Raw genomic sequence first — 26321 nt, 5'->3', positions numbered from 1 at the left:
CGTACGCACGCACGAGCACGAGTACGACACGGAGGACTCGCGTGAACCTGCTGCTTGCGGAGGTGGCCCAGGCCACCCAGCGGCTGGCCGACGCCGGCGTGCCCTCGCCGCGCACCGACGCGGAGGAGCTGGCCGCGTTCGTGCACGGTGTGAAGCGCGGCGAACTGCACTCCGTGAAGGACGCCGACTTCGACGCCCGGTACTGGGAGGTCATCGCCCGGCGCGAGCAGCGCGAGCCGCTCCAGCACATCACCGGGCGGGCCTACTTCCGGTACCTGGAGCTCCAGGTCGGCCCGGGGGTGTTCGTGCCCCGCCCGGAGACCGAGTCCGTGGTCGGCTGGGCCATAGACGCCGTGCGCGCCATGGACGTGGTCGAGCCCTGCATCGTCGACCTGTGCACCGGCTCCGGCGCCATCGCGCTCGCCCTCGCCCAGGAGGTCCCGCGTTCGCGCGTGCACGCCGTGGAGCTGTCCGAGGACGCCCTGGTGTGGACCCGCAAGAACATGGCCGGCTCCCGCGTCGACCTGCGCCAGGGCGATGCGCTGACCGCCTTCCCGGACCTCGACGGCCAGGTCGACCTGGTCATCTCCAACCCGCCGTACATCCCGCTCACCGAGTGGGAGTACGTCGCCCCGGAGGCCCGCGACTACGACCCGGAGCTGGCGCTGTTCTCCGGCGAGGACGGCCTGGACCTCATCCGGGGCATCGAACGCACCGCGCACCGGCTGCTGCGCCCGGGCGGCGTCGTCGTGATCGAGCACGCCGACACCCAGGGCGGCCAGGTGCCGTGGATCTTCACCGAGGAGCGGGGCTGGGCCGACGCGGCCGATCACCCCGACCTCAACAACCGCCCGCGGTTCGCCACCGCCCGCAAGGCGCTGCCGTGAGCACCCCCCAGTTCTCAACCCCGCAGTACGTGTACGAGGAGGCCAGCTAGACATGGCACGGCGATACGACACCAACGACGCGACCGACCGTGTGACGGGTCTGCGCGAGGCCGCGTCCGCCGTCCGCCGGGGCGAGCTGGTGGTCCTGCCGACCGACACGGTGTACGGCATCGGCGCCGACGCGTTCTCCTCGGAGGCCGTCGCCGACCTGCTCGCCGCCAAGGGCCGGGGCCGCAACATGCCCACCCCCGTCCTCATCGGCTCCCCGAACACCCTGCACGGCCTCGTCACGGACTTCTCCGAGCTGGCCTGGGAGCTGGTCGACGCGTTCTGGCCGGGCGCGCTGACGCTCGTCGCCAAGCACCAGCCGTCCCTCCAGTGGGACCTCGGCGACACCCGCGGCACGGTCGCCGTGCGCATGCCGCTGCACCCGGTCGCCATCGAACTGCTCACCGAGGTCGGCCCGATGGCCGTCTCCTCGGCGAACCTCACCGGCCACCCGGCGCCGGAGAACTGCGACGCCGCGCAGGAGATGCTCGGCGACTCCGTCTCCGTCTACCTCGACGGCGGCCCCACCCCGGGCAACGTGCCGTCGTCCATCGTGGACGTCTCGCGCGAGGTGCCGGTGCTGCTGCGGGCGGGCGCGCTCTCCGCTGAGGAGCTGCGCAAGGTCGTACCCGACCTCGAGGTGGCGAATTGACGGCCCCTGAAGCGGGGCGTGGCATAGGCGGCGGGGGCTACAGCGCGGAGGAGACGACCACGTTCGGGTTCCCCCGCGACACCTTCCGCATCCTCCACGTCAGCACCGGCAACGTGTGCCGCTCGCCCATCACCGAGCGGCTGACCCGCCACTTCGTCGCGGAGCGGCTCGGCGTACTCGGCGGCGGGCTGATCGTGGAGAGCGCCGGCACCTGGGGCCACGAGGGCGCGCCCATGGAGTCCCACGCGGAGACCGTGCTGGCCGAGTTCGGGGCGGACGCCTCCGGCTTCGTCGGCCGGGAGCTGCTGGACGAGCACGTGATCAGGGCGGACCTGGTGCTGACCGCGACCCGCGACCACCGCGCCCAGGTCATCTCCATGGGCCATTCGGCGGGCCTGCGCACCTTCACCCTGAAGGAGTTCACCCGCCTGGTCCGGGCGATAGATCCGGCCACCCTGCCGCCCCTGGAGGACGGCGTGGTCATGCGGGCGCGGGCGCTGGTGCGCGCGGCGGCGGCACTGCGCGGCTGGCTGCTCGCCCCGACCGCCGAGGCCGACGAGGTGTACGACCCGTACGGCGCCCCGCTCACCTTCTTCCGCTCGATCGGCGACGAGATACGGGACGCCCTGGACCCGGTGGTGACGGCGCTGACCGGGGTTCCGGCACGGACGTAGGGCGCCTGGCCGCAATACCGGGCGTCCCGCACCTCCCCGGCCTACATTGGGGATACGTCACCGCCGACCGCCCCGGGAGCCCGCCATGTCGGTCACCCATTCCCTCGAGACCGACGTCCTGCGCCGGCAGGACCCGGCCATGGCCGAGATCCTCCTGGCCGAGCTGGACAGGCAGTCGACCACGCTCCAGCTGATCGCGGCCGAGAACTTCTGCTCCCCGGCCGTGCTCGCCGCCCTCGGCTCCGCGCTCGCCAACAAGTACGCCGAGGGCTATCCCGGCGCCCGGCACCACGGCGGCTGCGAGCTCGTCGACGTCGCCGAACGCGCGGCCGTCGACCGGGCCAAGGCCCTGTTCGGCGCCGAGCACGCCAACGTCCAGTCCCACTCCGGCTCCTCGGCCGTCCTGGCCGCCTACGCGGCCCTGCTGCGCCCCGGCGACACCGTCCTCGCCCTCGGCCTGCCCTACGGCGGCCACCTCACCCACGGCTCGCCCGCGAACTTCTCGGGCCGCTGGTTCGACTTCGTCGGCTACGGCGTCGACGCCGAGACCGGGCTGATCGACCACGACCAGGTGCGCCACCTCGCCCGCAACCACCGGCCCAAGGCGATCGTGTGCGGCTCCATCGCCTACCCCCGGCACCTGGACTACGCCTTCTTCCGCGAGGTCGCCGACGAGGTCGGGGCGTATCTGATCGCCGACGCGGCGCATCCGATCGGCCTGGTCGCCGGGGGAGCGGCGCCGAACCCGGTGCCGTACGCGGACATCGTGTGCGCGACCACCCACAAGGTGCTGCGCGGCCCGCGCGGCGGGATGATCCTGTGCGGCGCCGAGCTGGCCGAGCGCGTGGACCGGGCCGTCTTCCCCTTCACCCAGAGCGGCGCCCAGATGCACACCATCGCCGCCAAGGCCGTCGCGTTCGGCGAGGCGGCGACCCCGGCGTTCGCCGTGTACGCCCACCAGGTGGTCGCCAACGCGCGCGTGCTGGCCGGTCATCTGGCCGCGGAGGGCCTGGCCGTCACCACCGGCGGCACGGACACCCACCTGATCACCGCCGACACCGCCCCGCTCGGGGTGGACGGCCGTACCGCGCGCGGCCGGCTGCTGGCGGCCGGCCTGGTGCTGGACTGCTGCGCGCTGCCGCACGGCGACGGCCGCGGGCTGCGCCTGGGCACGGCCGCGGTGACCACCCAGGGCATGGGCGAGCCGGAGATGGTGCGGATCGCGGCGCTGCTCGCGGCCGTGCTGCGCGGTGAGACGGAGCCGGTCGCGGCGCGGGAGGAGGTCCGCGTGCTCACCGGCCGGTTTCCGCCGTATCCGGGCTGAACCGGGGCAGCCGTCGGAGGTGCACAGCCACTCGTGCAACCATCGTCGCTACCCGGAAGTCCTCATCCATATGCGTCCGTCGCTAGGGTGTGGGGCTGTGATGGCCAGCGAGACCTGTGGGGAAGCCCGTGCGTGAATACCTCCTGACGCTCTGCATCACGGCTGCGGTGACGTACCTCCTGACCGGACCGGTACGGAAGTTCGCGATCGTGGCCGGGGCGATGCCGGAGATCCGTGCCCGGGACGTGCACCGGGAACCCACCCCGCGCCTCGGCGGTATCGCGATGTTCTTCGGGCTGTGCGCGGGGCTGCTGGTCGCCGACCACCTGACCAACCTCAACGAGGTCTTCGCGAAGTCCAACGAGCCGCGGGCGCTGCTCTCCGGCGCGGCCCTGATCTGGCTGATCGGTGTCCTGGACGACAAGTTCGAGATCGACGCGCTGATCAAGCTGGGCGGTCAGATGATCGCCGCGGGCGTGATGGTCATGCAGGGCCTGACGATCCTGTGGCTGCCCATCCCGGGCGTCGGCAACGTGGCGCTGACCCAGTGGCAGGGCACGCTGCTGACGGTCGCGCTGGTGGTCATCACGATCAACGCGGTGAACTTCGTGGACGGCCTAGACGGTCTCGCGGCCGGCATGGTGTGCATCGCGGCGGCCGCGTTCTTCCTGTACGCCTACCGGATCTGGTACTCGTACGGCATCGAGGCCGCCGCCCCCGGCACGCTGTTCGCGGCGATCCTGATGGGCATGTGCCTGGGCTTCCTGCCGCACAACATGCACCCCGCGCGGATCTTCATGGGCGACTCGGGGTCGATGCTCATCGGCCTGGTGCTGTCGGCCGGCGCGATCTCGATCACCGGCCAGGTGGACCCGGACGCGCTGAACCTGTACGCGGGTTCGGAGAAGGCGGCGGTCCACCAGACGGTCCCGGTGTACATCCCGCTGCTGCTGCCGCTGACGATCATCGCCGTGCCGGCCGCCGACCTGGTGCTGGCGATCGTGCGCCGCACCTGGCGCGGCCAGTCGCCGTTCGCCGCCGACCGCGGCCATCTGCACCACCGTCTGCTGGAGATCGGCCACTCGCACAGCCGGGCCGTGCTGATCATGTACTTCTGGTCGGCGCTGATCGGCTTCGGGGCGCTGGCGTACTCGGTCAACTCGGCGTCGATGTGGATCGTGCTGGGCGTGGTGTTCCTCAGCGCGGTCGGCCTGGTCCTGCTGCTGCTCCCGCGTTTCACCCCGCGCGTGCCGGTGTGGGCCCAGCGGTTCGTGCCGCCGCGGTACCGCAGGCGGCGCCGGGCTCCGGAGGCCGTCGCGGCGGCGGAGGCCGCCGGGGCCGCGGAAGCGGAGGCTCCGGGCGGCGAGGAGCGGACCCCGGTCACGGCCGGTGTCTCGGGTGTCAACGGGGCGACCGCGCTCGGTGCCAGGTCGCGAATCCCCGATCGCCGTTGACGCGCAAGGTAAGAATCTGACTAGAGCATTGCCATCTCGTGGGGGAGCAAAGACCCCTAATACCAGACAAGTGGGCGCGGTTTTTGCACAGACGGGCACTGTCACTCTCATGTGTGACAGCCAGCACACCCATCAGGTAAAGACCTCATCAAATAGTTTGTGATACGGTTCACGAGAACCCCGGATAGAACCGAAGGACCCGAGTGCGACGGTCCATTGGTGTGAGGTCTCGATCACTCAGCCCGGGACTACGCTCGTCCATGACGACACCCTGCCCCCTGTGAAAAGCGGAGTTGCCGCCATGCCGTCCAATGACGTCCGGAACCTTGCGCAGATCGCTGTGCCCACAGCGGCCGCCGGCGTGATCGCCGTCGCCGTGAGCGCCGCGGTCGCGGGGGGCAAGGGCGCGCTCGGCGCGGTCGTCGGCACGGTGCTGGCCATCCTGTTCATGGGACTCGGCCTCTACGTGCTGCAGTGGACGGCGAAAACGCTCCCGCAGCTCTTCCAGGCGATGGGGCTGCTGCTCTACGTCGCCCAGCTGCTCCTCCTCCTGATCTTCGTCGCCGTCTTCAAGGACACCTCCCTCTTCAACGCGAAGACGTTCGCCGCGTCGCTCGTCGTCGCGACCGTCGTGTGGATGGCCGCCCAGGCACGCGCGCACATGAAGGCCAAGATCTTCTACATCGACCCGGACTCCGCGAAGAGTGAGAAGCCGGAGAAGACAGGGCCGAAGCCGTGAGGGGTAGGGGCGGGATAAAGGCTTGTGAGATCTCCTGCTATCGTCCGGTGCCAACTGCGGCATCGCGGGCGCGGGCATCCGAGCTGACGCCTGCTCGATCGCGAGGCTCGATGCCCCCCAGCCGCCCCCACATCCGTAACACCAGTCCGGTGCCGAACCGCGGCCGTGCGCCGCGCCGACACAACGAGGTTGCCGAACCCATGCGTCACGCCGAAGGAGCCCGCGGTGAGTGCTGACCAGACCCAGCTCGCCTTCGACTGGAGTTGTCGGATCATGTCCGACAACGGGTGTGGCTTCCCGGCTCCGGGCCTGCACTCCTTCCTCTTCAAGCCGCTCGCCACGGTGGGGGGCTTCGAGTTCAACAAGGTGATGCTGCTCGCGCTCGTCACCACGCTGCTGGTCGTCGTGTTCTTCTCGGCCGCCTTCGGCAAGGCCAAGGTCGTCCCGGGCAAGCTCCAGATGATCGGCGAGGCCGGCTACGACTTCGTCCGCCGCGGCATCGTCTACGAGACCCTCGGCAAGCGCGAGGGCGAGAAGTGGGTGCCGTTCATGGTCTCCCTCTTCTTCTTCATCTGGCTCATGAACATCTGGTCCGTGATCCCGCTGGCCCAGTTCCCGGTCTCGTCGGTCTTCGCCTTCCCGGTCGTCCTGGCCGCCATCGTGTGGCTCCTCTGGGTCGGCCTGACCTTCAAGCGCCACGGCTTCGTCGGCTTCTTCAAGAACGTCACGGGCTATGACAAGTCGCTGGGCGCGGTCCTTCCGCTGGTCATGGTCATCGAGTTCCTCTCGAACCTGATCGTCCGCCCGTTCACGCACGCGGTGCGACTCTTCGCCAACATGTTCGCCGGTCACCTGATGCTGGTGATGTTCACCGTCGCCTCCTGGTACCTGCTGAACAGCTGGCTGGTCGTCGGCGCCGGCGTCTCCTTCGTGATGACGATGGCCATGATCTGCTTCGAGCTCTTCGTGCAGGCCGTCCAGGCGTACGTCTTCGTACTGCTGGCCTGCTCCTACATTCAGGGTGCTCTCGCCGAGCACCACTGAGCCGATCCACCCGCCCCTATCCCCAGTCGTCCGGTGGCCAACCCCCACCGGTCCGTAAAAGAGAAGGAAGAAACGGCATGTCCGCTGCCATCGACCTCGCCGCCGGCGTCTCCGGTTCCCTCGGCTCCATCGGCTACGGCCTCGCGGCCATCGGCCCGGGCATCGGCGTCGGCATCATCTTCGGTAACGGCACCCAGGCCCTGGCCCGCCAGCCCGAGGCCGCGGGTCTGATCCGCGCCAACCAGATCCTGGGCTTCGCCTTCTGTGAGGCGCTCGCCCTCATCGGCATCGTTATGCCGTTCGTGTTCGGTAAGTAATCACCCCTTACCTGACACGAATCGACGAAAGGCACTGATGTGATCGCCAACCTGGCACAGCTGGCGGCCGAGGAGACGGAGCAGAACCCGCTCGTCCCGGCTGGTCCTGAGCTGCTCGTCGGCACCATCGCCTTCGCCATCGTGTTCTTCTTCTTCTGGAAGAAGCTGCTTCCGAACATCAACAAGGTTCTGGAGGAGCGTCGCGCGGCGATCGAAGGCGGCATCGAAGAGGCCGACGCCATGAAGGTCGAGGCCCAGAGCGTCCTTGAGCAGTACAAGGCCCAGCTCGCCGAGGCCCGGCACGAGGCCGCGCGCCTGCGCCAGGAGGCGCAGGAGCAGGGTGCCGCGCTCATCGCCGAGATGCGGGCCGAGGGCCAGCGGCAGCGCGAGGAGATCGTCGCCGCCGGCCACGCCCAGATCGACGCAGACCGCAAGGCCGCCGCGTCCGCGCTGCGTCAGGACGTCGGCAAGCTCGCCACCGAACTGGCCGGCAAGCTCGTCGGCGAGTCCCTCGAGGACCACGCCCGCCAGAGCCGTGTGATCGACCGCTTCCTCGACGAGCTTGAGGAGAAGGCCGAGGCCACGCGATGAACGGAGCGAGCCGCGAGGCCCTGGCGGCCGCACGTGAGCGTCTCGACGCGCTGACGGACTCCACGTCCGTCGACGCCGCGAAGCTCGCGGACGAGCTGGCGGCCGTCACCGCGCTGCTCGACCGCGAGGGCGGCCTGCGCCGGGTCCTCACCGACCCGGCGCAGCCCGGGGAGGCGAAGGCGCAGCTGGTCCAGCGCCTGATCGGCGGCCAGGTCAGCGGCACCGCCGCCGACCTGGTGTCCGGAATGGCCCGGTCCCGCTGGTCGCAGCCCCGCGACCTGGTGGACGCGCTGGAGGAGCTGGCGAGCATCGCCGACCTCACGGCCGCGGAGAAGACGGGCACCCTCGACGACGTCGAGGACGAGCTGTTCCGGTTCGGCCGGATCGTCTCCTCCAGCACCGGGCTGCGCGCCGCGCTCACCGACCGTGCCGCCGGCGCCTCGGCCAAGACCGAGCTGCTGCACCGGCTGCTGGGCGGGCGGGCCAAGCCGGCCACCGAGCGGCTGGTGACGCGCCTCGCGACCGCGCCGCGTGGACGTAGCCTGGAGACGGGACTGGAGTCCCTGTCCAAGCTCGCCGCCGAACGCCGGAACCGCATGGTCGCCGTCGTCACCTCCGCGGTGCCGCTGAGCGACGGGCAGCGCGAGCGCCTCGGCGCCGCACTGACCAAGCTCTACGGGCGCCGGATGCACCTCAACCTCGACGTCGACCCCGAGGTCGTCGGCGGAATCCGGGTGCAGGTCGGTGACGAGGTCATCAATGGCTCCGTCGCGGACCGGCTGGACGAGGCCGCCCGCCGCATGGCGAGCTAGCAGTAACTCGATATTCCGAGAAGAGCAGTACGTACTTACGGCCCTGGTTGGGCCGTGCAGAGGATTCCTGGGGGTCGCCCCCAGACCCCCAAAGTGAAACTTCGGGCCCAACAAGGAGAGCAGGGAACCCAGATGGCGGAGCTCACGATCCGGCCGGAGGAGATCCGGGACGCGCTGGAGAACTTCGTCCAGTCGTACAAGCCGGACGCGGCCTCGCGCGAGGAGGTCGGTACGGTCACCCTTGCCGGCGACGGCATCGCGAAGGTCGAGGGCCTGCCCTCGGCCATGGCCAACGAACTGCTGAAGTTCGAGGACGGCACCCTCGGCCTCGCGCTGAACCTGGAAGAGCGCGAGATCGGTGCCATCGTCCTCGGTGAGTTCAGCGGCATCGAGGAGGGTCAGCCGGTCACGCGCACCGGCGAGGTCCTCTCCGTGGCGGTCGGCGAGGGCTACCTCGGCCGTGTCGTCGACCCGCTCGGCAACCCGATCGACGGCCTCGGCGAGATCGACACCGACGGCCGCCGCGCCCTCGAGCTGCAGGCCCCCACGGTCATGCAGCGCAAGTCGGTGCACGAGCCGATGGAGACGGGCTACAAGGCCGTCGACGCGATGACCCCGATCGGCCGTGGTCAGCGTCAGCTGATCATCGGCGACCGCCAGACCGGCAAGACCGCCCTGGCCGTCGACACGATCATCAACCAGCGCGACAACTGGCGCTCGGGCGACCCGAAGAAGCAGGTCCGCTGCATCTACGTCGCCATCGGCCAGAAGGGCTCCACCATCGCCGGCGTGCGCCGCGCGCTGGAGGAGAACGGCGCGCTGGAGTACACGACCATCGTCGCCGCCCCGGCGTCCGACCCGGCCGGCTTCAAGTACCTTGCGCCGTACACCGGTTCGGCCATCGGCCAGCACTGGATGTACCAGGGCAAGCACGTCCTGATCATCTTCGACGACCTGTCGAAGCAGGCCGACGCCTACCGCGCCGTGTCGCTGCTGCTGCGCCGCCCGCCGGGCCGTGAGGCCTACCCGGGTGACGTCTTCTACCTGCACTCCCGTCTGCTGGAGCGCTGCGCCAAGCTCTCCGACGACATGGGTGCCGGTTCGATGACCGGTCTGCCGATCGTCGAGACCAAGGCCAACGACGTCTCGGCGTTCATCCCGACCAACGTCATCTCCATCACCGACGGCCAGTGCTTCCTGGAGTCGGACCTGTTCAACGCCGGTCAGCGTCCCGCGCTGAACGTCGGTATCTCCGTCTCCCGAGTCGGTGGTTCCGCGCAGCACAAGGCGATGCGCCAGGTTTCCGGCCGCCTCCGTGTGGACCTCGCCCAGTTCCGTGAGCTGGAGGCGTTCGCCGCCTTCGGTTCCGACCTGGACGCGGCCTCGAAGGCCCAGCTGGAGCGCGGTCAGCGCATGGTCGAGCTGCTGAAGCAGGACCAGTACCAGCCGATGGCCACCGAGGACCAGGTCGTCTCCGTCTGGGCCGGCACCAACGGCCGCATGGACGACGTGCCGGTCGCCGACGTCCGCCGCTTCGAGAGGGAGCTGCTGGAGTTCCTGCACCGGAAGCACCAGGGCCTGCTCACCTCCATCCGCGAGGGCGCCAAGATGTCGGACGACACGATCCAGGCGATCGACGACGCCGTGGCGGAGTTCAAGAAGCAGTTCGAGACGAGCGACGGCAAGCTGCTCGGCGAGGACGTTCCTGCCGCTGCCGCCAAGTGACGTAAGGAAGGGACCTGACTCATGGGAGCCCAGCTCCGGGTCTACAAGCGTCGCATCCGATCCGTCAGCGCGACCAAGAAGATCACCAAGGCGATGGAGATGATCGCCGCCTCGCGCGTCGTCAAGGCGCAGCGCAAGGTGGCGGCCTCCACGCCGTACGCGCAGGAGCTCACGCGCGCGGTCACGGCGGTCGGTACGGGTTCGAACACCAGGCACCCGCTCACCACGGAGGCGGAGAACCCGACCCGTGCCGCGGTCCTGCTCCTCACGAGCGACCGCGGTCTGGCCGGCGCCTTCAACTCCAACGCCATCAAGGCGGCGGAGCAGCTCACCGAGCGCCTGGAGCGCGAGGGCAAGCAGGTCGACACGTACATCGTCGGCCGGCGCGGCGTGGCGCACTACAACTTCCGTGAGCGCAAGATCGCGGAGTCGTGGAGCGGCTTCACCGACGAGCCGACGTACGCGGACGCCAAGAAGGTGGCGGCGCCGCTGATCGAGGCCATCGAGAAGGAGACGGCCGAGGGCGGCGTGGACGAACTCCACATCGTCTTCACCGAGTTCGTCTCGATGATGACGCAGACGGCGCTCGACGCCCGGCTGCTGCCGCTGCGCCTCGAAGAGGTCGCGGAGGAGGCTCACCCCAAGGGCGAGATCCTCCCGCTGTACGACTTCGAGCCGTCGGCGGAGGACGTCCTCGACGCCTTGCTGCCGCGCTACGTGGAGAGCCGCATCTACAACGCGCTGCTTCAGTCGGCCGCTTCGAAGCACGCCGCCACGCGGCGCGCGATGAAGTCGGCCACCGACAACGCGGGCGAGCTGATCAACACGCTCTCCCGTCTTGCCAACGCGGCCCGCCAGGCCGAAATCACCCAGGAAATCAGCGAGATCGTCGGTGGCGCGAGCGCCCTGGCCGACGCGACCGCGGGGAGTGACCGATAAATGACCACCACTGTTGAGACCGCGACGGCTACGGGCCGCGTCGCCCGGGTCATCGGCCCGGTCGTCGACGTGGAGTTCCCCGTCGACGCGATGCCGGACATCTACAACGCCCTCCACGTCGAGGTCGCCGACCCGGCCAACGCGGGCGAGAGGAAGACGCTGACCCTGGAGGTCGCCCAGCACCTGGGTGACGGCCTGGTCCGCACCATCTCCATGCAGCCGACCGACGGCCTGGTCCGCCAGGCCCCGGTCGTCGACACCGGCGACGGCATCACCGTCCCGGTCGGCGACTTCACCAAGGGCAAGGTGTTCAACACCCTCGGTGAGGTGCTGAACGTCGACGAGCAGTACGAGGGCGAGCGCTGGTCCATCCACCGCAAGGCCCCGAACTTCGACGAGCTCGAGTCGAAGACCGAGATGTTCGAGACCGGCGTCAAGGTCATCGACCTGCTGACCCCGTACGTCAAGGGCGGCAAGATCGGTCTGTTCGGCGGCGCCGGCGTCGGCAAGACGGTGCTCATCCAGGAGATGATCTACCGTGTCGCCAACAACCACGACGGTGTCTCCGTGTTCGCCGGTGTCGGTGAGCGCACCCGTGAGGGCAACGACCTGATCGAGGAGATGTCCGACTCGGGCGTCATCGACAAGACCGCGCTGGTCTTCGGTCAGATGGACGAGCCCCCGGGCACCCGTCTGCGCGTCGCGCTGGCCGGCCTCACCATGGCCGAGTACTTCCGTGACGTCCAGAAGCAGGACGTGCTGTTCTTCATCGACAACATCTTCCGCTTCACGCAGGCCGGTTCCGAGGTCTCCACGCTGCTCGGCCGTATGCCGTCCGCGGTGGGTTACCAGCCGAACCTGGCCGACGAGATGGGCCTCCTCCAGGAGCGCATCACCTCGACCCGCGGTCACTCGATCACCTCGATGCAGGCGATCTACGTCCCCGCCGACGACCTGACCGACCCGGCCCCGGCCACCACCTTCGCCCACCTCGACGCGACGACGGTTCTGTCCCGTCCGATCTCCGAGAAGGGCATCTACCCGGCCGTGGACCCGCTGGACTCCACGTCCCGGATCCTGGACCCGCGCTACATCACGCAGGACCACTACAACGCGGCCATGCGCGTGAAGACGATCCTGCAGAAGTACAAGGACCTCCAGGACATCATCGCGATCCTCGGTATCGACGAGCTCGGCGAGGAGGACAAGCTCGTCGTCCACCGTGCCCGTCGTGTGGAGCGCTTCCTGTCCCAGAACACCCACGTCGCCAAGCAGTTCACCGGCGTGGACGGCTCGGACGTGCCGCTCGACGAGTCGATCGCCGCGTTCAACGCGATCTGCGACGGCGAGTACGACCACTTCCCCGAGCAGGCGTTCTTCATGTGCGGTGGTCTTGAGGACCTCAAGAAGAACGCGAAGGAGCTGGGCGTCTCCTGACTTCGGGCACTCGCCTGAGTCGTGAGGGGGCGGGGTGCGTCCCGCCCCCTCACTCACGCCCACTAGAATTGACCCCAACACCCGGCGCCCCTGCCGGGTGGTGACCCGAGGAGCCACCCTTGGCTGCTGAGCTGCACGTCGAGCTGGTCGCCGCCGACCGCCAGGTCTGGTCCGGCGAGGCCACCCTGGTCGTCGCGCGCACCACGTCCGGCGACATCGGCGTCATGCCCGGTCACCAGCCGCTGCTCGGTGTGCTGGAGTCGGGCCCGGTGACCATCCGTACGAGTGAGGGCGGAACGGTCGTCGCCGCGGTGCACGGCGGTTTCATCTCGTTCGCGGACAACAAGCTGTCCCTGCTGGCCGAGATCGCCGAGCTGTCGGACGAGATCGATGTCCAGCGCACGGAGCGGGAACTGGAGCGTGCGAAGGCGGAGGGCGACGCCGTCGCCGAGCGCCGCGCGGACGTCCGACTGCGTGCTGCGACGGCGCGCTGAACCAGCCGCGCCGTACGTTGACGTCACTCAGCCGCGGCCGGCCCGGAGCAATCCGGTGCCGGTCGCGGCTGAGGCAGATGTGGGTGTTTTTTCCGTTTCATTACTCAGTCGTAGAAGCAGTTCTACCTAGGAGACGAGGAGGTCGGTGCCGATGGTCCTCGCTCTGACTGTGTGCGGGATCGTGGTCGCACTCGTGGTGGTGGGACTGTTCCTGTTCGGGCTGCGCCGCCGGCTCATCCAGCGTTCCGGCGGCACCTTCGACTGTTCGCTGCGCTGGGACCTGCCCGAGAAACCGGACACGGGCGGCAAGGGCTGGTCCTACGGCGTCGCCCGCTACAACGGCGACCGGATCGAGTGGTACCGGGTCTTCTCCTACGCCCCCCGCCCCCGCCGCGTCCTGGAGCGCGGGCAGATCGAGGTGGCCGGGCGCCGGCTGCCCGAGGGCGAGGAGGAACTGGCGCTGCTGTCCGACGCGGTGGTCCTGGCCTGCGCGCACCGGGGCACGCGTCTGGAACTCGCCATGAGCGACGACGCGCTGACCGGTTTCCTCGCGTGGCTGGAGGCGGCCCCACCCGGTCAGAGGGTGAACGTGGCGTAACCACGTTCACCCTCTGGGTATGGACGGTGCTCAGGCGCTCTTCTACAGGTTGCTGCTGATCGCGTTCACCAGTTCGCCGTTCGCGGTGTCACCGCTGAACTCCCAGAAGAACGCGCCGCCGAGGCCCTGGTTCTTGGCCCACGCCATCTTGGCGGCGATGGTGGCGGGGGTGTCGTACGACCACCAGTTGCTGCCGCAGTGCGCGTAGGCGGTGCCGGCGACGGTGCCGGTGGCCGGGCAGGACGTCTTGAGGACCTTGTAGTCCTCGATGCCCTGCTCGTAGGTGCCGGTCGCCGGGCCGGTGGCCGTGCCGCCCGGAGCGTCCTGGGTGACGCCGGTCCAGCCGCGGCCGTAGAAGCCGATGCCGATGAGCAGCTTCTTCGCGGGCACGCCGATCGCCTTGAACTTGGCCAGCGCGTCGGCGGTGGTGAAGCCCGCCTTCGGGATGCCGTCGTACGAGGTGAGCGGGGAGTGCGGGGCGGTCGGGCCCTTGGCGTCCCACGCGCCGAAGAAGTCGTACGTCATCACGTTGTACCAGTCGACGTACTGGGCGGCGCCCGCGTAGTCAGCGGCCTCGATCTTGCCGCCGGCCGAGCCGTCGGCGGTGGTGGCGGCGGTGACCAGGTTGTTCGAGCCGAACTTGGCGCGCAGCGCGGACATCACGTTCTTGAAGGCCGCCGCGCCGCTGGTGTCGCAGGTCAGACCGCAGGCGTTCGGGTACTCCCAGTCGATGTCGATGCCGTCGAAGACATCGGCCCAGCGCGGGTCCTCGACCAGGTCGTAGCAGGACTGGGCGAAGGCGGCCGGGTTCTTTGCCGCGTCCGCGAACCCGCCGGACCAGGTCCAGCCGCCGAAGGACCACAGCACCTTGATGTTCGGGTACTTGGCCTTCAGCTGGCGCAGCTGGTTGAAGTTGCCGCGCAGCGGCTGGTCCCAGGTGTCGGCGACGCCGCTGACCGACTGGTCGGCGGTGAAGGCCTTGTCGTAGTCGGCGTAGGAGTCGCCGATCGCGCACTTGCCGCCGGTGACGTTGCCGAAGGCGTAGTTGATGTGCGTGATCTTGGCGGCGGAGCCGGACGTCACCAGGTTCTTGACGTTGTAGTTGCGGCCGTAGATGCCCCACTCGGTGAAGTAGCCGAGCTTCACCTTGTCGCCGGTGGGCGGGGGAGTGGTGCCGCCGCCGGTGGTGTGCACCTTGACCGCGCCGCTGACCGGGCCGGTCTGGTCGGCGGTGTCACGGGCCTGCACGGTGTAGGAGTAGTCGGTGCCGGCGGTCAGGCCCGTGTCGGTGTACGAGGTGGTGGTGACCGTGGCGACCTTGGAGCCGTCGCGCAGGACGTCGTAGTTCTTGACGCCCTTGTCGTCGGTGGCCGCGCTCCAGCTCAGCTTCACCGAGGTGTCGGTGACCGAGGAGGCGGTCGGGGTGCCGGGTGCGGAGGGGGCCGCGTCGCCGGGGACCGTCGTGCCGTCGCAACTGTCCCCGTTCAGCTTGCAGTTGGACGGGGAGCCGGAGCCCGCGCCGTTGAAGCCGAAGGAGACGGAGGCGCCCGGGGCGAGGGTGCCGTTGTAGGACTTGTTCTTCGCGGTCCAGTGGGCGCCGGAGCCCGTGACGTCCGCGTCCCAGGCGGAGGTGACGGACGTGCCGGAGGGGAAGTCCCACTCGACGGTCCAGGAACTGATGCTGCTGGTGCCGGTGTTCTTGATGGTCCACTGGCCACCGAAGCCGGTGCCCCAGTCGCTCGTCTTGGTGAAACCGGCCGTCGCGTTCGTCGCCGCCTGGGCGGGGGCGGCGAGTCCGACCAGACCGGCCAGGGGGAGCAACAGGGTCGCGAACCCTGCCGCGGCTCTGCTTCTGAAGCGCATGCTGCGCCTCCCTCGTCGTCGGGGGTGTCAGGGACATGACTGAGCCTTCATGTCCACGGTGCTGCGAGGGTAGAAAGGTCTGGACCACCCGTCAATAGGTCTGGACCATTCCTGGACGAGCCTCGCTGGACGCCCAACTCGCGGGCCAGAACCGCCGCTTGCACCCGGCTGCGCCGCCCCGGCTCGGCCGGCAACCGGCTGACGTGCGTCTTCACCGTGCCCTCCGCCATGTCCGGCCGGGCCGCGATCTCCGCGTTCGACGGCCCCTCGCCGATACGGCGCGGCGCCTCCCGCGCCCCCGGCCGGGAGCCTGTCAGGGTGGACGAGGGGAACGAACCGTGATCGTCGGACTGGTCATCGCCCGCGAGGTGGCGTTCTGGGTGCCGCCGGCGGCCGGACTGGCCTTCCGGTACGTGCTCCGGATGCCGCGCACCGGCGGTCCGGTACGTCGGCGGTTCCGGCGACGCCGGTTCGCTGCGGGCCCGGCGGCAGCGCATGCCGTGGGTGATCGGCGTCCACGTGGTCGTCGCCGCGGGCTACACGCTGTTCCCCGAGCGGGAGCGCAACCGCGGGGCCGGCGGAAACCCGGTCGACACCGGGCCGGGCGCCGGGACATGATCGCCGCGATGACACGTACCGACACGCCTCCCGCCTGGGACGAGCGCACCCAGCTGACCACCTTCCTCACCTACGTCCGCGCCACCGCGCGCGCCAAGTGCGAGGGACTCTCCGACGAGGACGCCGTGAAGGCGATCCTCCCCGGCTCACCGCTGATGACCGTCAGCGGACTGATCAGCCATCTGCGCTGGGTCGAGTACCAGTGGTTCCGGATCGTCTTCCTGGGGGAGCCGGACGAGGGCCCCTGGACCGACAAGGACCCCGACCGCGAGATGCGGATCGCCGTCGACATCCCGCTGTCGCGGCTGCTCGCCGAGTACGCCGAGGAGGCCGCCCGGCACGACGCGCTCGTCGCCGCCCACGACCTGGACACCAGGGCGCGCAGGAAGCGGAGGGACGGCAGCACGGTGAACCTGCGCTGGATCCTGCTCCACCTCATCGAGGAGACCGCCCGCCACAACGGCCACCTCGACATCCTGCGCGAACAGATCGACGGGGTGACCGGCGACTAGACCGGCGGGCCTCAGCGCTCTCCGCCCGGCACCCACAGCACGTCGCCGGTCTCCCGGTTGGCGCTGCGGGCCAGGATGAACAGCAGGTCGGAGAGGCGGTTCAGGTAGGTCGCGGTGAGCGGGTTCATCGTCTCGCCGTGCACCTCCAGGGCTGCCCAGGTGGAGCGCTCGGCCCGCCGTACGACCGTGCACGCCTGGTGCAGCAGGGCGGCACCCGGGGTACCGCCCGGCAGGATGAAGGAGCGCAGCTTCTCCAGCCGCTCGTTGAAGCGGTCGCAGTCCGCCTCCAGCCGGTCGATGTAGAACTGCTCCACCCTCAGTGGCGGGAACTCGGGGTTCTCCACCACCGGCGTCGACAGGTCCGCGCCGACGTCGAACAGGTCGTTCTGGACGCGGGTGAGGACCGCGACGATCTCCTCGTCCAGACCGCCCAGCGCGACGGCCGTGCCGATCACCGCGTTGGCCTCGTTGGCGTCCGCGTAGGCGGAGATCCTGAGGTCCGTCTTGGGCACCCGGCTCATGTCACCGAGGCTGGTGGTGCCCCGGTCGCCGGTCCTCGTGTAGATGCGCGTCAGGTTGACCATGCGGCCAGCGTAGTTATGCCCCGGCCCTCCGGGACACCCGTGTGCCCGCCGTCACGGCCGGGACGGCGCAGCGGATCAGCCTGCCGGCCGACGGGGAGGACGCTAGCGGAGCGCTCCGGTCCGCACGGCGGCGACGAACGACGACCAGGACCCGGCCGCGAAGAGGAGGGCGGGCCGGTCGGGGGCCTTGCTGTCGCGGACGGGGACGGCGGGGGAGAGGTCGTCGGAGACTTCGAGGCAGTTCCCGCCGTCGGGGTTGCTGTAGCTGCTCTTGCGCCAGGTCACGTCGGGCGCGTCGCCGGCTCGCACGGGGACGGCGAGGAGAAGGTCGTCGGAGACTTCCAGGCACTCGCCGCCGTCGGGGTTGCTGTAGCTGCTCTTGCGCCAGGTCACGGTGGTCATGTCGATGGCTCGCACGGCACTTCCTCCAACATCCGCAGGATGAACTTCCGCGACTCGGCGGGACCGAGTGCCTGGTCGCGCATCGCATCGTACGCACGTTGCAGCCGCTCAACCGCTGCACTTTCTTCGATCAATTCTCCGCGGTAAGCGTTCTCCGTGTACGCCACCGGTGTGCCGCTCGCCAGTCGCAGGAACATGACGGCTGTACTCACCAGGCCGTGCGGTCCCGAACTGTCCGGCAGCACCTGGAGCGTGACATTCCGGCGCTCCGACACTTCCAGGAGGTGCTGGAGTTGTTCCCGCCGCGCGCCGGCATCACGTAACGGTGTGCGCAGCACCGTTTCGGCCATGATGGCACGGAACGGCGGGGCGCCCTCGCCCTCCAGCACTACCCGTCGTCCTGCGCGGGCGGTGACCTGCTGGTCCAGTTCCTTGCCCTCGTAGCCGCCGAGAGCCAGCAGCTCACGCGCGTAGGCATCCGTTTGCAACAGGCCCGGCAGGATGCTCACTCCGAAGTGCCAAAGACTCACCGCCTCCGCCTCCAGCGTCATGTACCGCCGGTACTGCTCCTTGAACTGCGTCGGGTCCGCCACCGCCATCTCCCACATCGCCAGCAGCAGTCCGGGCGTGCCGTAGTACTGGTCCAGCGCCTCCGCCACCTCCGGCCCGCCCAGTGTCTCCCCGCTCTCCAGCTTCCTGAAGAGCGAGGGGTCCCAGCCGACCGCCTTGGCCAGTTCGCGCAGGCTCAGACCCCTGGACGTGCGGAGCAGGCGAAGTTCCTCCGCGTAGCGCCGGCGGGGCTCCTGACTGCGTCCGGTGATCGCCCTGCGCATCGGCATGGGGCACCCCCTTCGTGGTCGCCGTGTGACGGTCCGGACGCAGAGAGTATCGGCGCGTACGCGATCGCGGCGCCGGAAGAGGCCGTGCCGTACCGGTACGGGTTGACGCACACTCAGCCGCCGCCGGCCCCCGTACCCCTGCCGGTGTGATCTCCGTCAAATGGGACGTGACGCGCGTTACTTACCGGTCACACAGCGGCGCCGGAGCGCTATGGTCCGCCGAGGAGGCAGACCTTTCACCGCGTTCATAGGGAGTCGGAGTGGCACGGAAGCTCGCCGTCATCGGGGCCGGTCTCATGGGTTCCGGCATCGCCCAGGTCGCCGCGCAGGCGGGCTGGGACGTCGTTCTGCGTGACGTCACCGACGAGGCGCTGAAGCGCGGCACCGACGGCATCAGGGCCTCGTACGACAAGTTCGTCGGCAAGGGCAAGCTGGCCGCCGAGGACGCCGAGGCCGCCCTCGCGCGCATCACCCCGACCACCGACCTGGACGCCGCCGCCGAGGCCGACATCGTGGTGGAGGCCGTCTTCGAGAAGCTGGAGGTCAAGCACGAGATCTTCCGCGCGCTCGACAAGCTCGTGCGCGAGGACGCCGTGCTCGCCTCCAACACCTCCGCCATCCCGATCACCAAGATCGCGGCGGCCACCGAGCGCCCCGAGCGGGTCGTCGGCGTGCACTTCTTCTCGCCGGTGCCGATGATGCAGCTCGTCGAGCTCGTCCGCGGCTACAAGACCAGCGACGAAACCCTCGCCGCCGCGCGGGAGTTCGCCGAGTCCGTCGGCAAGACCTGCATCGTCGTCAACCGGGACGTCGCCGGCTTCGTCACCACCCGGCTCATCTCCGCCCTCGTGGTCGAGGCGACCAAGCTGTACGAGTCCGGCGTCGCCACCGCCGAGGACATCGACCTCGCCTGCAAGCTGGGCTTCGGCCACGCCATGGGCCCGCTCGCCACGGCCGACCTCACCGGCGTCGACATCCTGCTGCACGCCACGAGCAACATCTACACCGAGTCGCAGGACGAGAAGTTCGCCCCGCCGGAGCTGATGCGCCGGATGGTGGACGCCGGTGACATCGGCCGCAAGAGCGGGCAGGGCTTCTACACGTACTGAGTCAACCCGATCACGCACGACCACCCCGGGAGTGTCACTCCCCGGGGTGAATTCGGTATCGGTTCGCTTACAAGCAGCAACCGCACCGCCACCCGAACAGTCAGACGTTGCACAGCATCGTCACCGAGTACGCCAACCGCACTCAACGGGGAGCGCATATGCACATCAGGGGCGACCACGCCGAGCTGGTCGTCGGGGGCCGCCTCGACGTCCGCAGCGCGGCGGACGCCCGTACGGCCCTGCACTCGGCCGTCGACACCGGAGTCGGCGATCTGGTGCTCGACCTGTCCGAACTGGACTCCTGGGACGCCACCGGACTCGGGGTGATCATGGGTGCCCACCGGCGGGCCGGCCGTTGCGGGCGCCGGCTGGTGCTACGGGGCGTGCCCGCGCAGATGCAGCGTCTGCTGGTGGCGACCCGGCTGCACCGCATCCTCGCCATCGAGGGCGGCATCGGGGTGGAGTCACTGCCCCGGGTGTGAGGTACGCAATCCTCACAAGACCGTGACGTCCCGGACCGCATGGCACCCCGCCCTGTCGGAGACACTGGGGAAAGGTTTAGGGTGCGGTCGCCCGCCGTCTCGCAACCCTCGACCGAGCGGGCCCGGACCAGAAGCGACAGCGCGGTGTGCGACAAGGCCGGGAGGGGCCGCGAACACGGGCACACAACGCTTTTGGGGGGCTTGAACCCATGGACCCGATCGAGCCGGTCGACCCGGCCAACCCGGTCAACCCGGGCTCCGACGAACACGGCCAGGCACACGGCCGCCGCCCGCCCCGGGACTCCCTCGGCTCCGACTTCGCCGCCGGCCCGGCCGTGCCCGCCCGCATGGCCCAGCTCGTCGCCGGCGACCTGCAACTCACCGTCAATCCGGTCGACGGCAGCGAGATAGAGCCCTGCCCGCCGGCCGAGCTCCCCGGCAGGCCCCGCAAGCGCACCGCCGCCGAACGCGCCGGGACGGAACGCGCCGCCCTGCCGCCCGTGCCGCCCGGCCCCGCCCAGCCGGCGCTCTCCCTGCTGGAACGCCAGGACGAACGCGAACGCCTCGTCCGCCTCCTGGCCCGGGGCCGCTCGGTCCGGCTCACCGGCCCGGCCGGCTCCGGCCGCACCGCCCTGCTCGAACTGGTCGCCGAGGACTGCCTGGACCTCGCCCCCGACGGCGTGGTCCGCCTCAACGGCTTCCACCGCACGGCCGGCGACCTCCTGCACGACCTGTTCCACACCGTCCACGACGCCCCCCGCTACCGCCCCGACCGGGACGAACTCCTCGCCCGCGTCCGGGAGATCGGCGCGGTCGTCGTCCTGGACGACCTGGAGTTCGGCGGTGCCGCCCTGGACGAACTCCTCGACGCCACCCCCGAGTGCGCGTTCCTGTTCGCCGCCACCCCCGACGTACCCGCACCCTCCGCCGGGGCGGACGTCGAGGAGGTCTTCCTCGGCGGCCTCGAACGCGCCGCCGGCGTGGAGATCCTGGAGCGGACCGTCGGCCGGGTGCTCACCGAGGAGGAGGCCAACTGGGCAGGCGACCTCTGGTTCGAGTCCGAGGGGCTGCCCCTGCGGTTCGTCCAGGCCGGCGCCCTGCTCCGGCAGCGCGACCGACTGCGGGCCAGCACCGGCGCGGTCGACGAGTACGGCGTCTTCGAGGACGTGCGTCTGCCGGCCGACCCGCCCGTGGACCTGGAGGACGACGTCCCGCTGCCCTCCCTCGGCGAGGCCGCGGCCCCCGCCCCGCTGCTCGCCTCCCGGCTCAGCGCCTCCGCCCGCGCCACCCTGCGCTTCGCCGTCGCCCTCGGCGGTGAGGTACCGCACCAGGCGCACCTGCCCGCCCTGGTCGGCGACACCCACGCGGACGCCGCCCTCGGTGAACTGGCGAGCTGCGGCCTGGTCTCCCCGGTCGGCTCCCGGTACCGCCTGGCGGCCGGCGTGCAGACCCAGCTGGAGGCCGCCGGATACGCCGACGACGCTCCCGGCCACGCCGACACCGCCGCCCGGCACTACGCCTGGTGGGCCGGCCACCCCTCCGTCACCCCGGAGCGGGTGTGCGCGGAGGCCGACGCGGTCCTCGCCGCGCTCGCCGCCGTCGTCCCGCGGACGGTCCCGCCCGTCGAGGGCGAGGAGAGCAGCGCCGTACGGCTGGCCCGCACGGCGGCGCCCGCCTTCGCCGCCGGGCTCCACTGGAGCGCCTGGGAGCGGGCCCTGCGGTCCGGCGCGGAGGCCTCCCGGCTGTCCGGCGAGGTGAGCGAGCAGGCCTACTTCCACCATGAGCTGGGCATACTCGCGCTCTGCACCGGCCAGCTCGACCGGGCCCGCGCCGAACTGGAGGCGTCGAGCGGGCTGCGCGGCGCCCTCGCCGACAAGCGGGGCGCGGTCGCCGGCCGCCGCGCCCTGGCCCTGCTCGCCGACCGCGCGGGCGAGGCGCCCGGGCTCGCGCCGGTGGCAGCGGGGGAGGAGCCGGCGGAGACGCGGCAGGAGGAGCGGACGCCGGCGCCGTACGAGACCGCGGTCACCCAGCGGGTCCCCGTGCCCCGGCCGCGGGGCGGCATCCGGGGCCTGGCCCGGCGCAACCTGGTGGCGGCCGGTTCCGGCGCGCTGCTCGCCGCCGTGCTCGGCACGGTCGTCGCGCTCGGCGTGACCTCCCCCGACGACGCGGGCCGCAACCCGGCCGGCAAGGTCGACGCCAACCCGTCCGCCGGTCAGGACGTCGGCGACGGCGGCCCGGGCTCGGGGCCGACGGACAGCGGCGGCACCGGTTCGGCCAGCAGCCGGCCCACGTCACCGGGTCCCGACGGCACGTACGGCACGGCGGACGACCCGGCACCGCCCGTGGCGCCGTCCCGTCCGTCGGAGAGCGTCGAGCCCTCCAACCCCCATTCCTCTTCCGGCTCACCGTCCAAGTCGCCGAAGCCGGGAGGCTCGGGCGGCGGGACGACGGGGGGCACGAGCGGTGGCCCGACCGGGGGCACGACGGGCGGCGGTACGACCGGCGGCTCCACGGGCGGTTCCCCGGGCGGCTCGACGACCGGTGGCTCGACGAGCGGCGGCACGGGCGGTACGACGACCGGTGGTGGTACGACCACGGGCGGGAGCGGAACCGGTGGCTCGACCGGCACGACGGGCGACACCACCGGGGGCACCGGCGGCTCCCCGGGCGGCACGACGAGCGGCGGCTCGACGGACGGCACGACCGGGGGCACCACGGGCGGCGACACCGGCGGCACGACGACCGGCGGCTCGACGGACGGCACCACCGGGGGGACGTCGAGCAGCGCCTCGGCATCGCAAACGGCCCCGGGCACGACCGGCACGCTGATGTGACCCCGGTGACGGCGAACACCTGACTCTCCACCGCGACGGTGACCCCCTGGGGCGCCCCCGGTCCCGGCCGCTCGGCACCGCCGGTCTCCGCCGTCGTGGCCGAGCGCGGTCGCGGGGGAGGGGCTGCGGAGCGGGGGCGGGCGATGCGCTGGGCGCGCCGGGGCTTCCGAGCGGTCGGCGTCCGCGGCGACGGTGACTTCCGGGTTGCCCGCCGGTCCCGGCCGCTCGACACTGCCGGCCCCCACCGTCGTGGCCGAGCGCGGTCGCGGGGCGAGGAGCTGTGGAGCGGGGGCGGGCGATGTGCTGTGCGCGCCGGGGCTTCCGAGCGGTCGGCGTCCGCGGCGACGGTGACTTCCGGGGCGCCCGCCGGGCCCGGCCGCTCGGCACCGCCGGTCCCCGCCTGGCCCGGCCCAGGGCCGCCGGTCCCTGCCGCCGTGGGCGTGCGCCGTCGCGGCGGGAGGGGTGGGCGGGGCGAGGGGCTGCGGAGCGGGGGCGGGTGATGCGCTGCGCGCGCCGGGGCTTCCGAGCGGTCGGCGTCCGCCGTCCGCCGCGACGGTGACTTCCGGGTTGCCCGCCGGGATCGGCGGCTCGGCACCGCCGGTCTCCGCCGTCGTGGGCGTGCGCCGTCGCTGCGGGAGAAGAACCGTGCCCTGCGGCGGGCAGGGGGCGGAGCCGGTGGTCAGAACAGGCGGAGCTTGTCGTCCTCGATGCCGCGCAGGGCGTTGTAGTCCAGGATGTGGCAGTTGATGCCGCGGTCGGTGGCGAGGACGCGGGCCTGCGGCTTGATCTCCTGGGCGGCGAAGACGCCGCGGACCGGGGCCAGGTGCGGGTCGCGGTTCAACAGGTCGAGGTAGCGCGTCAGTTGCTCCACGCCGTCGATCTCGCCCCGCCGCTTGATCTCGACCGCCACCGTCTGGCCGTCCGCGTCCCGGCACAGGATGTCCACGGGCCCGATCGCCGTCATGTACTCGCGGCGGATGAGGGTGTACCCGTCGCCCAGCGTCTCGATGCGGTCGGCGAGCAGTTCCTGGAGGTGCGCCTCCACGCCGTCCTTGATCAGTCCCGGGTCCACACCCAGTTCGTGCGAGGAGTCGTGGAGGATCTCCTCCATCGTGATGATCAGTTTCTCGCCCGCCTTGTTGACGACGGTCCACACGCCCTCGTCCTCGCCGGTGCCCTCCTTCAGCGTGCAGGGCGGCGACATCCAGTTGAGCGGCTTGTAGGCCCGGTCGTCGGCGTGGATGGAAACGCTGCCGTCCGCCTTGACCAGGATCAGTCGCGGAGCCGAGGGCAGGTGGGCGGTGAGCCGGCCGGCGTAGTCGACCGAGCAGCGGGCAATGACGAGACGCATGGTCGGCAACGCTACTCGACGCCCGCCGGTGCTCGCGATCCGTCCGCCCAGCTCCCAGTGGATCGCACCATTTGTCCCTTGAAACTCTTGTTCATCCCTGGCCGATTGTGGGCGTAACGGGATCGGTTCATATACGCATTCTGCTGGTGTGGTCACCTACGGTTGCCTACCGTAGGAACGGGAGGTTGCGGACCCTGTACCGAGCGTGTTCGAAATCGCGAACTCCCTTATCTGTCCGGCAACCCCTGCTGTTCGGGGGTGCGAGAGGAGAACCCATGTCGCTCGACGTCTCACCGGCCCTACTCGAACAGGCCGAGCGAGGCGAGGTCGACGAAGCAGCATTCGTCGACTGCGTCCGGACCTCCCTGCCCTACGCATGGGAGATGATCAGCTCCCTGGTGGCCCAGCTGAAGGTGGACGGCGGACCCTTCGCCGACAACCAGACGCCCCCGCCGGACGAGCAGGCACGCGGTCAGCTGCTGCGTGCGCTCGCGAGTGACGCGATACGCGGCGCGTTGCAGCGGCACTTCGGTGTGCGACTGGCCTTCCAGAACTGCCACCGCGTGGCGGTGTTCCCGCTGGACGCCTCGGTGGACGAGACGTTGGCCCGCTTCACTTCGGTGCGCAGCCAGTTGCTCAACCAGTCGTCGGAGCTCCGGGACTGCTGACGCGCGGTTCCGGTACGGCCCGGACGGACGGCCGCCGGCTTGCCGCTCCACCCGCGGGGGAGGTGCATCGAGGACCAGGACGGCAAGCGCCCCAGGCGGCTCGCGCGGGGCGGGCCGGTCAGCCCAGCCGGGGCAGCACCTCGGCGCCCAGGCGCCGTAGGTTCTCCTCCGTGGCCGCGAGGTCGCCCGAGCCCTCCACCAGGAGGGCGAAGCGGGAGATGCCGGTGCGCTCCGAGGTCGCCGCGAGCCGGTCGGCGGCGAGCCGCGGGGTGCCCACCGGGTGCAGTCCGCAGAGCAGTTCGGTGTAGGCGTACGGGTCGCGCATCGCGCGCGCCCGTCCGTCCACCGTCACATGGGCGTCCAGACCCTGCCGCAGCCAGCCGGGCATCGCCTTCAGCAGCGTCTCCACCGCGTCCGTGCGCCGGTCGGCGAGCTGGCAGACCCCGGCGGAGACATGGGCGGCGCCCGCGATGTCCTCGGCGGGCCGGCCCGCCGCGCGGGCGCAGCGCCGCCACAGGGCGACCATCTCGGCCTTCTCCTCGTCCCCGACGTGCATGCCGAGCAGCATGGGCAGCCCGCGCTCGGCGGCCAGCCGTACGCTCGCCGGTGAGGTGCAGGCGAGGACGACCTCGGGGCCCGGGGTGTCCGTCAGGGCCTCCGCCGGGCGGGGGACGACCGGCACCTCGCGGAAGGTGTAGCGCTCCCCGGAGGCCGCCACGGACGGCTCGCCCAGCCAGCGCAGCAGCAGATCGAGTGACTCCGGGAACCCGTGTTCGTACGCCTCCAGTCCCGCGCCGAACACCTCCAGGTCCACCCAGGGGCCGCCGCGCCCGACGCCCAGCGTGAACCGCCCGCCACTGGTCAGGTGCAGCAGGGCGGCCTGCTCGCCGAGGGCCACCGGGTGGGCCGTGGGCAGTACGCTGACGGCCGTGCCGACCCGGATGCGGCGGGTGCGGCCGAGCAGCAGCGCGGCCAGGGTCACCGCGGACGGGCATGTGCCGTAGGGCACGAAGTGGTGTTCGGCGAGCCAGACCGCGTCCAGCCCGGACTGCTCGGCGACCTCCGCCGAGCGGACGGCCCGGTGCAGGGCCTCCCCCGGACCCTGGCCCGGGAACTGGGCCGCCAGCACAAAACTTCCTACGTGCATCGCATTTCCTGCTTCCTTGGCTCCGACCCGGAGCTCCCCCACCCGGCATAACCGTCTGACACGTGCCCAGGACACGGCCTGGCCGGAGGGATTTACGGATTGTCTGCAGAATGGGTCGCACGGGAGGGGGACTTGTACGGGTTGGTTCCCCACGCGTACCCGCCTCGGCGGCGCGTA

27 protein-coding genes and 1 pseudogene are annotated in these 26321 nt (G+C 70.8%); 21 read left to right on the top strand and 7 right to left on the bottom strand.

The window, feature by feature from the left end:
- The first annotated feature begins 41 nt into the window (after positions 1-41).
- The 15 genes from prmC (at position 42) to AB0947_RS21090 (ending at position 13735) form a co-directional block, all read left to right on the top strand.
- Complete coding sequence (prmC, locus tag AB0947_RS21160; protein WP_366751879.1) at positions 42-887, top strand: peptide chain release factor N(5)-glutamine methyltransferase; 846 nt, start codon at positions 42-44, stop codon at positions 885-887.
- A gap of 52 nt (positions 888-939) precedes the next feature.
- A complete protein-coding gene (locus tag AB0947_RS21155) occupies positions 940-1587 on the top strand; it encodes an L-threonylcarbamoyladenylate synthase (RefSeq protein WP_132788657.1) in 648 nt (215 codons plus the stop codon).
- Positions 1584-2261: a protein-tyrosine-phosphatase gene (locus AB0947_RS21150; protein WP_366751878.1), complete on the top strand. Its 678-nt coding sequence runs from the start codon at positions 1584-1586 to the stop codon at positions 2259-2261. The genes AB0947_RS21155 and AB0947_RS21150 overlap by 4 nt, the downstream gene beginning before the upstream one ends.
- A gap of 85 nt (positions 2262-2346) precedes the next feature.
- Complete coding sequence (gene glyA / locus AB0947_RS21145; protein WP_366751877.1) at positions 2347-3585, top strand: serine hydroxymethyltransferase; 1239 nt, start codon at positions 2347-2349, stop codon at positions 3583-3585.
- A gap of 128 nt (positions 3586-3713) precedes the next feature.
- Positions 3714-5039 carry an MraY family glycosyltransferase gene (locus AB0947_RS21140; RefSeq protein ID WP_366751876.1) on the top strand — a complete coding sequence of 442 codons (1326 nt, stop codon included), beginning with the start codon at positions 3714-3716 and terminating at the stop codon, positions 5037-5039.
- A gap of 301 nt (positions 5040-5340) precedes the next feature.
- The gene (locus AB0947_RS21135) at positions 5341-5778 is read left to right on the top strand and encodes a hypothetical protein (protein WP_366751875.1); all 438 of its coding nucleotides are present in this window, start codon (positions 5341-5343) and stop codon (positions 5776-5778) included.
- 273 nt (positions 5779-6051) lie between these two features.
- The gene (gene atpB / locus AB0947_RS21130; protein WP_366752075.1) at positions 6052-6822 is read left to right on the top strand and encodes a F0F1 ATP synthase subunit A; all 771 of its coding nucleotides are present in this window, start codon (positions 6052-6054) and stop codon (positions 6820-6822) included.
- Between the two features lie 77 nt (positions 6823-6899).
- A complete protein-coding gene (gene atpE / locus AB0947_RS21125) occupies positions 6900-7139 on the top strand; it encodes an ATP synthase F0 subunit C (RefSeq protein WP_030656107.1) in 240 nt (79 codons plus the stop codon).
- Between the two features lie 39 nt (positions 7140-7178).
- Positions 7179-7730, top strand: coding sequence for a F0F1 ATP synthase subunit B (locus AB0947_RS21120; RefSeq protein WP_171152796.1), 552 nt, complete (start codon positions 7179-7181; stop codon positions 7728-7730).
- On the top strand, positions 7727-8542 hold the full coding sequence (locus tag AB0947_RS21115) for a F0F1 ATP synthase subunit delta (protein ID WP_366751874.1): 816 nt from the start codon (positions 7727-7729) through the stop codon (positions 8540-8542). Before AB0947_RS21120 ends, AB0947_RS21115 begins: the two co-directional genes overlap by 4 nt.
- A gap of 132 nt (positions 8543-8674) precedes the next feature.
- Positions 8675-10267 carry a F0F1 ATP synthase subunit alpha gene (gene atpA / locus AB0947_RS21110; RefSeq protein ID WP_366751873.1) on the top strand — a complete coding sequence of 531 codons (1593 nt, stop codon included), beginning with the start codon at positions 8675-8677 and terminating at the stop codon, positions 10265-10267.
- A gap of 21 nt (positions 10268-10288) precedes the next feature.
- Positions 10289-11206 carry a F0F1 ATP synthase subunit gamma gene (locus AB0947_RS21105; protein WP_366751872.1) on the top strand — a complete coding sequence of 306 codons (918 nt, stop codon included), beginning with the start codon at positions 10289-10291 and terminating at the stop codon, positions 11204-11206.
- The gene (gene atpD / locus AB0947_RS21100; RefSeq protein ID WP_366751871.1) at positions 11207-12643 is read left to right on the top strand and encodes a F0F1 ATP synthase subunit beta; all 1437 of its coding nucleotides are present in this window, start codon (positions 11207-11209) and stop codon (positions 12641-12643) included.
- A gap of 119 nt (positions 12644-12762) precedes the next feature.
- On the top strand, positions 12763-13137 hold the full coding sequence (locus AB0947_RS21095; protein ID WP_014675015.1) for a F0F1 ATP synthase subunit epsilon: 375 nt from the start codon (positions 12763-12765) through the stop codon (positions 13135-13137).
- Between the two features lie 151 nt (positions 13138-13288).
- Complete coding sequence (locus AB0947_RS21090) at positions 13289-13735, top strand: DUF2550 domain-containing protein (protein WP_366751870.1); 447 nt, start codon at positions 13289-13291, stop codon at positions 13733-13735.
- 42 nt (positions 13736-13777) lie between these two features.
- Here AB0947_RS21090 and AB0947_RS21085 read toward each other — a convergent pair whose 3' ends face one another.
- A complete protein-coding gene (locus AB0947_RS21085; protein WP_366751869.1) occupies positions 13778-15598 on the bottom strand; it encodes a glycoside hydrolase family 18 chitinase in 1821 nt (606 codons plus the stop codon).
- A 47-nt stretch (positions 15599-15645) separates the two neighbouring features.
- Positions 15646-15873: pseudogene (locus AB0947_RS21080) on the bottom strand (LuxR C-terminal-related transcriptional regulator); the annotation flags it as partial.
- A gap of 220 nt (positions 15874-16093) precedes the next feature.
- Here AB0947_RS21080 and AB0947_RS21075 point away from each other — a divergent pair.
- Positions 16094-16216: a hypothetical protein gene (locus AB0947_RS21075; protein ID WP_366751868.1), complete on the top strand. Its 123-nt coding sequence runs from the start codon at positions 16094-16096 to the stop codon at positions 16214-16216.
- Positions 16217-16224: 8 nt separating this feature from the next.
- Positions 16225-16728, top strand: coding sequence for a DinB family protein (locus tag AB0947_RS21070; RefSeq protein WP_366751867.1), 504 nt, complete (start codon positions 16225-16227; stop codon positions 16726-16728).
- An 11-nt stretch (positions 16729-16739) separates the two neighbouring features.
- On the opposite strand, the gene AB0947_RS21065 is transcribed toward AB0947_RS21070, so the two are convergent.
- From AB0947_RS21065 to AB0947_RS21055, 3 genes are all read right to left on the bottom strand, one after another.
- Positions 16740-17312, bottom strand: coding sequence for a cob(I)yrinic acid a,c-diamide adenosyltransferase (locus tag AB0947_RS21065; RefSeq protein ID WP_365700569.1), 573 nt, complete (start codon positions 17310-17312; stop codon positions 16740-16742).
- A gap of 102 nt (positions 17313-17414) precedes the next feature.
- The gene (locus tag AB0947_RS21060) at positions 17415-17729 is read right to left on the bottom strand and encodes a DUF397 domain-containing protein (RefSeq protein ID WP_366751866.1); all 315 of its coding nucleotides are present in this window, start codon (positions 17727-17729) and stop codon (positions 17415-17417) included.
- Entirely contained in the window at positions 17711-18553 is an 843-nt protein-coding gene (locus AB0947_RS21055; protein ID WP_366751865.1) for a helix-turn-helix transcriptional regulator, read from the bottom strand. Before AB0947_RS21055 ends, AB0947_RS21060 begins: the two co-directional genes overlap by 19 nt.
- A gap of 260 nt (positions 18554-18813) precedes the next feature.
- Between AB0947_RS21055 and AB0947_RS21050 the strand changes: the two genes are divergently transcribed.
- The 3 genes from AB0947_RS21050 to AB0947_RS21040 all read left to right on the top strand — a co-directional run bounded on the left by AB0947_RS21050 (position 18814) and on the right by AB0947_RS21040 (position 22978).
- Complete coding sequence (locus AB0947_RS21050) at positions 18814-19662, top strand: 3-hydroxyacyl-CoA dehydrogenase family protein (RefSeq protein ID WP_366751864.1); 849 nt, start codon at positions 18814-18816, stop codon at positions 19660-19662.
- A 158-nt stretch (positions 19663-19820) separates the two neighbouring features.
- Positions 19821-20144 carry an STAS domain-containing protein gene (locus AB0947_RS21045; protein WP_030610139.1) on the top strand — a complete coding sequence of 108 codons (324 nt, stop codon included), beginning with the start codon at positions 19821-19823 and terminating at the stop codon, positions 20142-20144.
- A gap of 209 nt (positions 20145-20353) precedes the next feature.
- Positions 20354-22978, top strand: coding sequence for an ATP-binding protein (locus tag AB0947_RS21040; protein ID WP_366751863.1), 2625 nt, complete (start codon positions 20354-20356; stop codon positions 22976-22978).
- A gap of 679 nt (positions 22979-23657) precedes the next feature.
- On the opposite strand, the gene nucS is transcribed toward AB0947_RS21040, so the two are convergent.
- Positions 23658-24329, bottom strand: a complete 672-nt coding sequence (gene nucS, locus AB0947_RS21035) for an endonuclease NucS (protein ID WP_366751862.1) — start codon at positions 24327-24329, stop codon at positions 23658-23660.
- Between the two features lie 275 nt (positions 24330-24604).
- Between nucS and AB0947_RS21030 the strand changes: the two genes are divergently transcribed.
- Positions 24605-24997 carry an SCO5389 family protein gene (locus AB0947_RS21030; protein WP_366751861.1) on the top strand — a complete coding sequence of 131 codons (393 nt, stop codon included), beginning with the start codon at positions 24605-24607 and terminating at the stop codon, positions 24995-24997.
- Between the two features lie 118 nt (positions 24998-25115).
- On the opposite strand, the gene AB0947_RS21025 is transcribed toward AB0947_RS21030, so the two are convergent.
- Positions 25116-26144 carry an LLM class flavin-dependent oxidoreductase gene (locus tag AB0947_RS21025; protein WP_366751860.1) on the bottom strand — a complete coding sequence of 343 codons (1029 nt, stop codon included), beginning with the start codon at positions 26142-26144 and terminating at the stop codon, positions 25116-25118.
- Between the last annotated feature and the right edge of the window lie 177 nt (positions 26145-26321).

Source organism: Streptomyces sp. NPDC047841 (assembly GCF_040704085.1).
Classification (GTDB): domain Bacteria; phylum Actinomycetota; class Actinomycetes; order Streptomycetales; family Streptomycetaceae; genus Streptomyces; species Streptomyces argyrophylli.
Note: the sequence above shows the minus strand (reverse complement) of the source record. Positions and strands in the feature narration are given on the sequence as shown.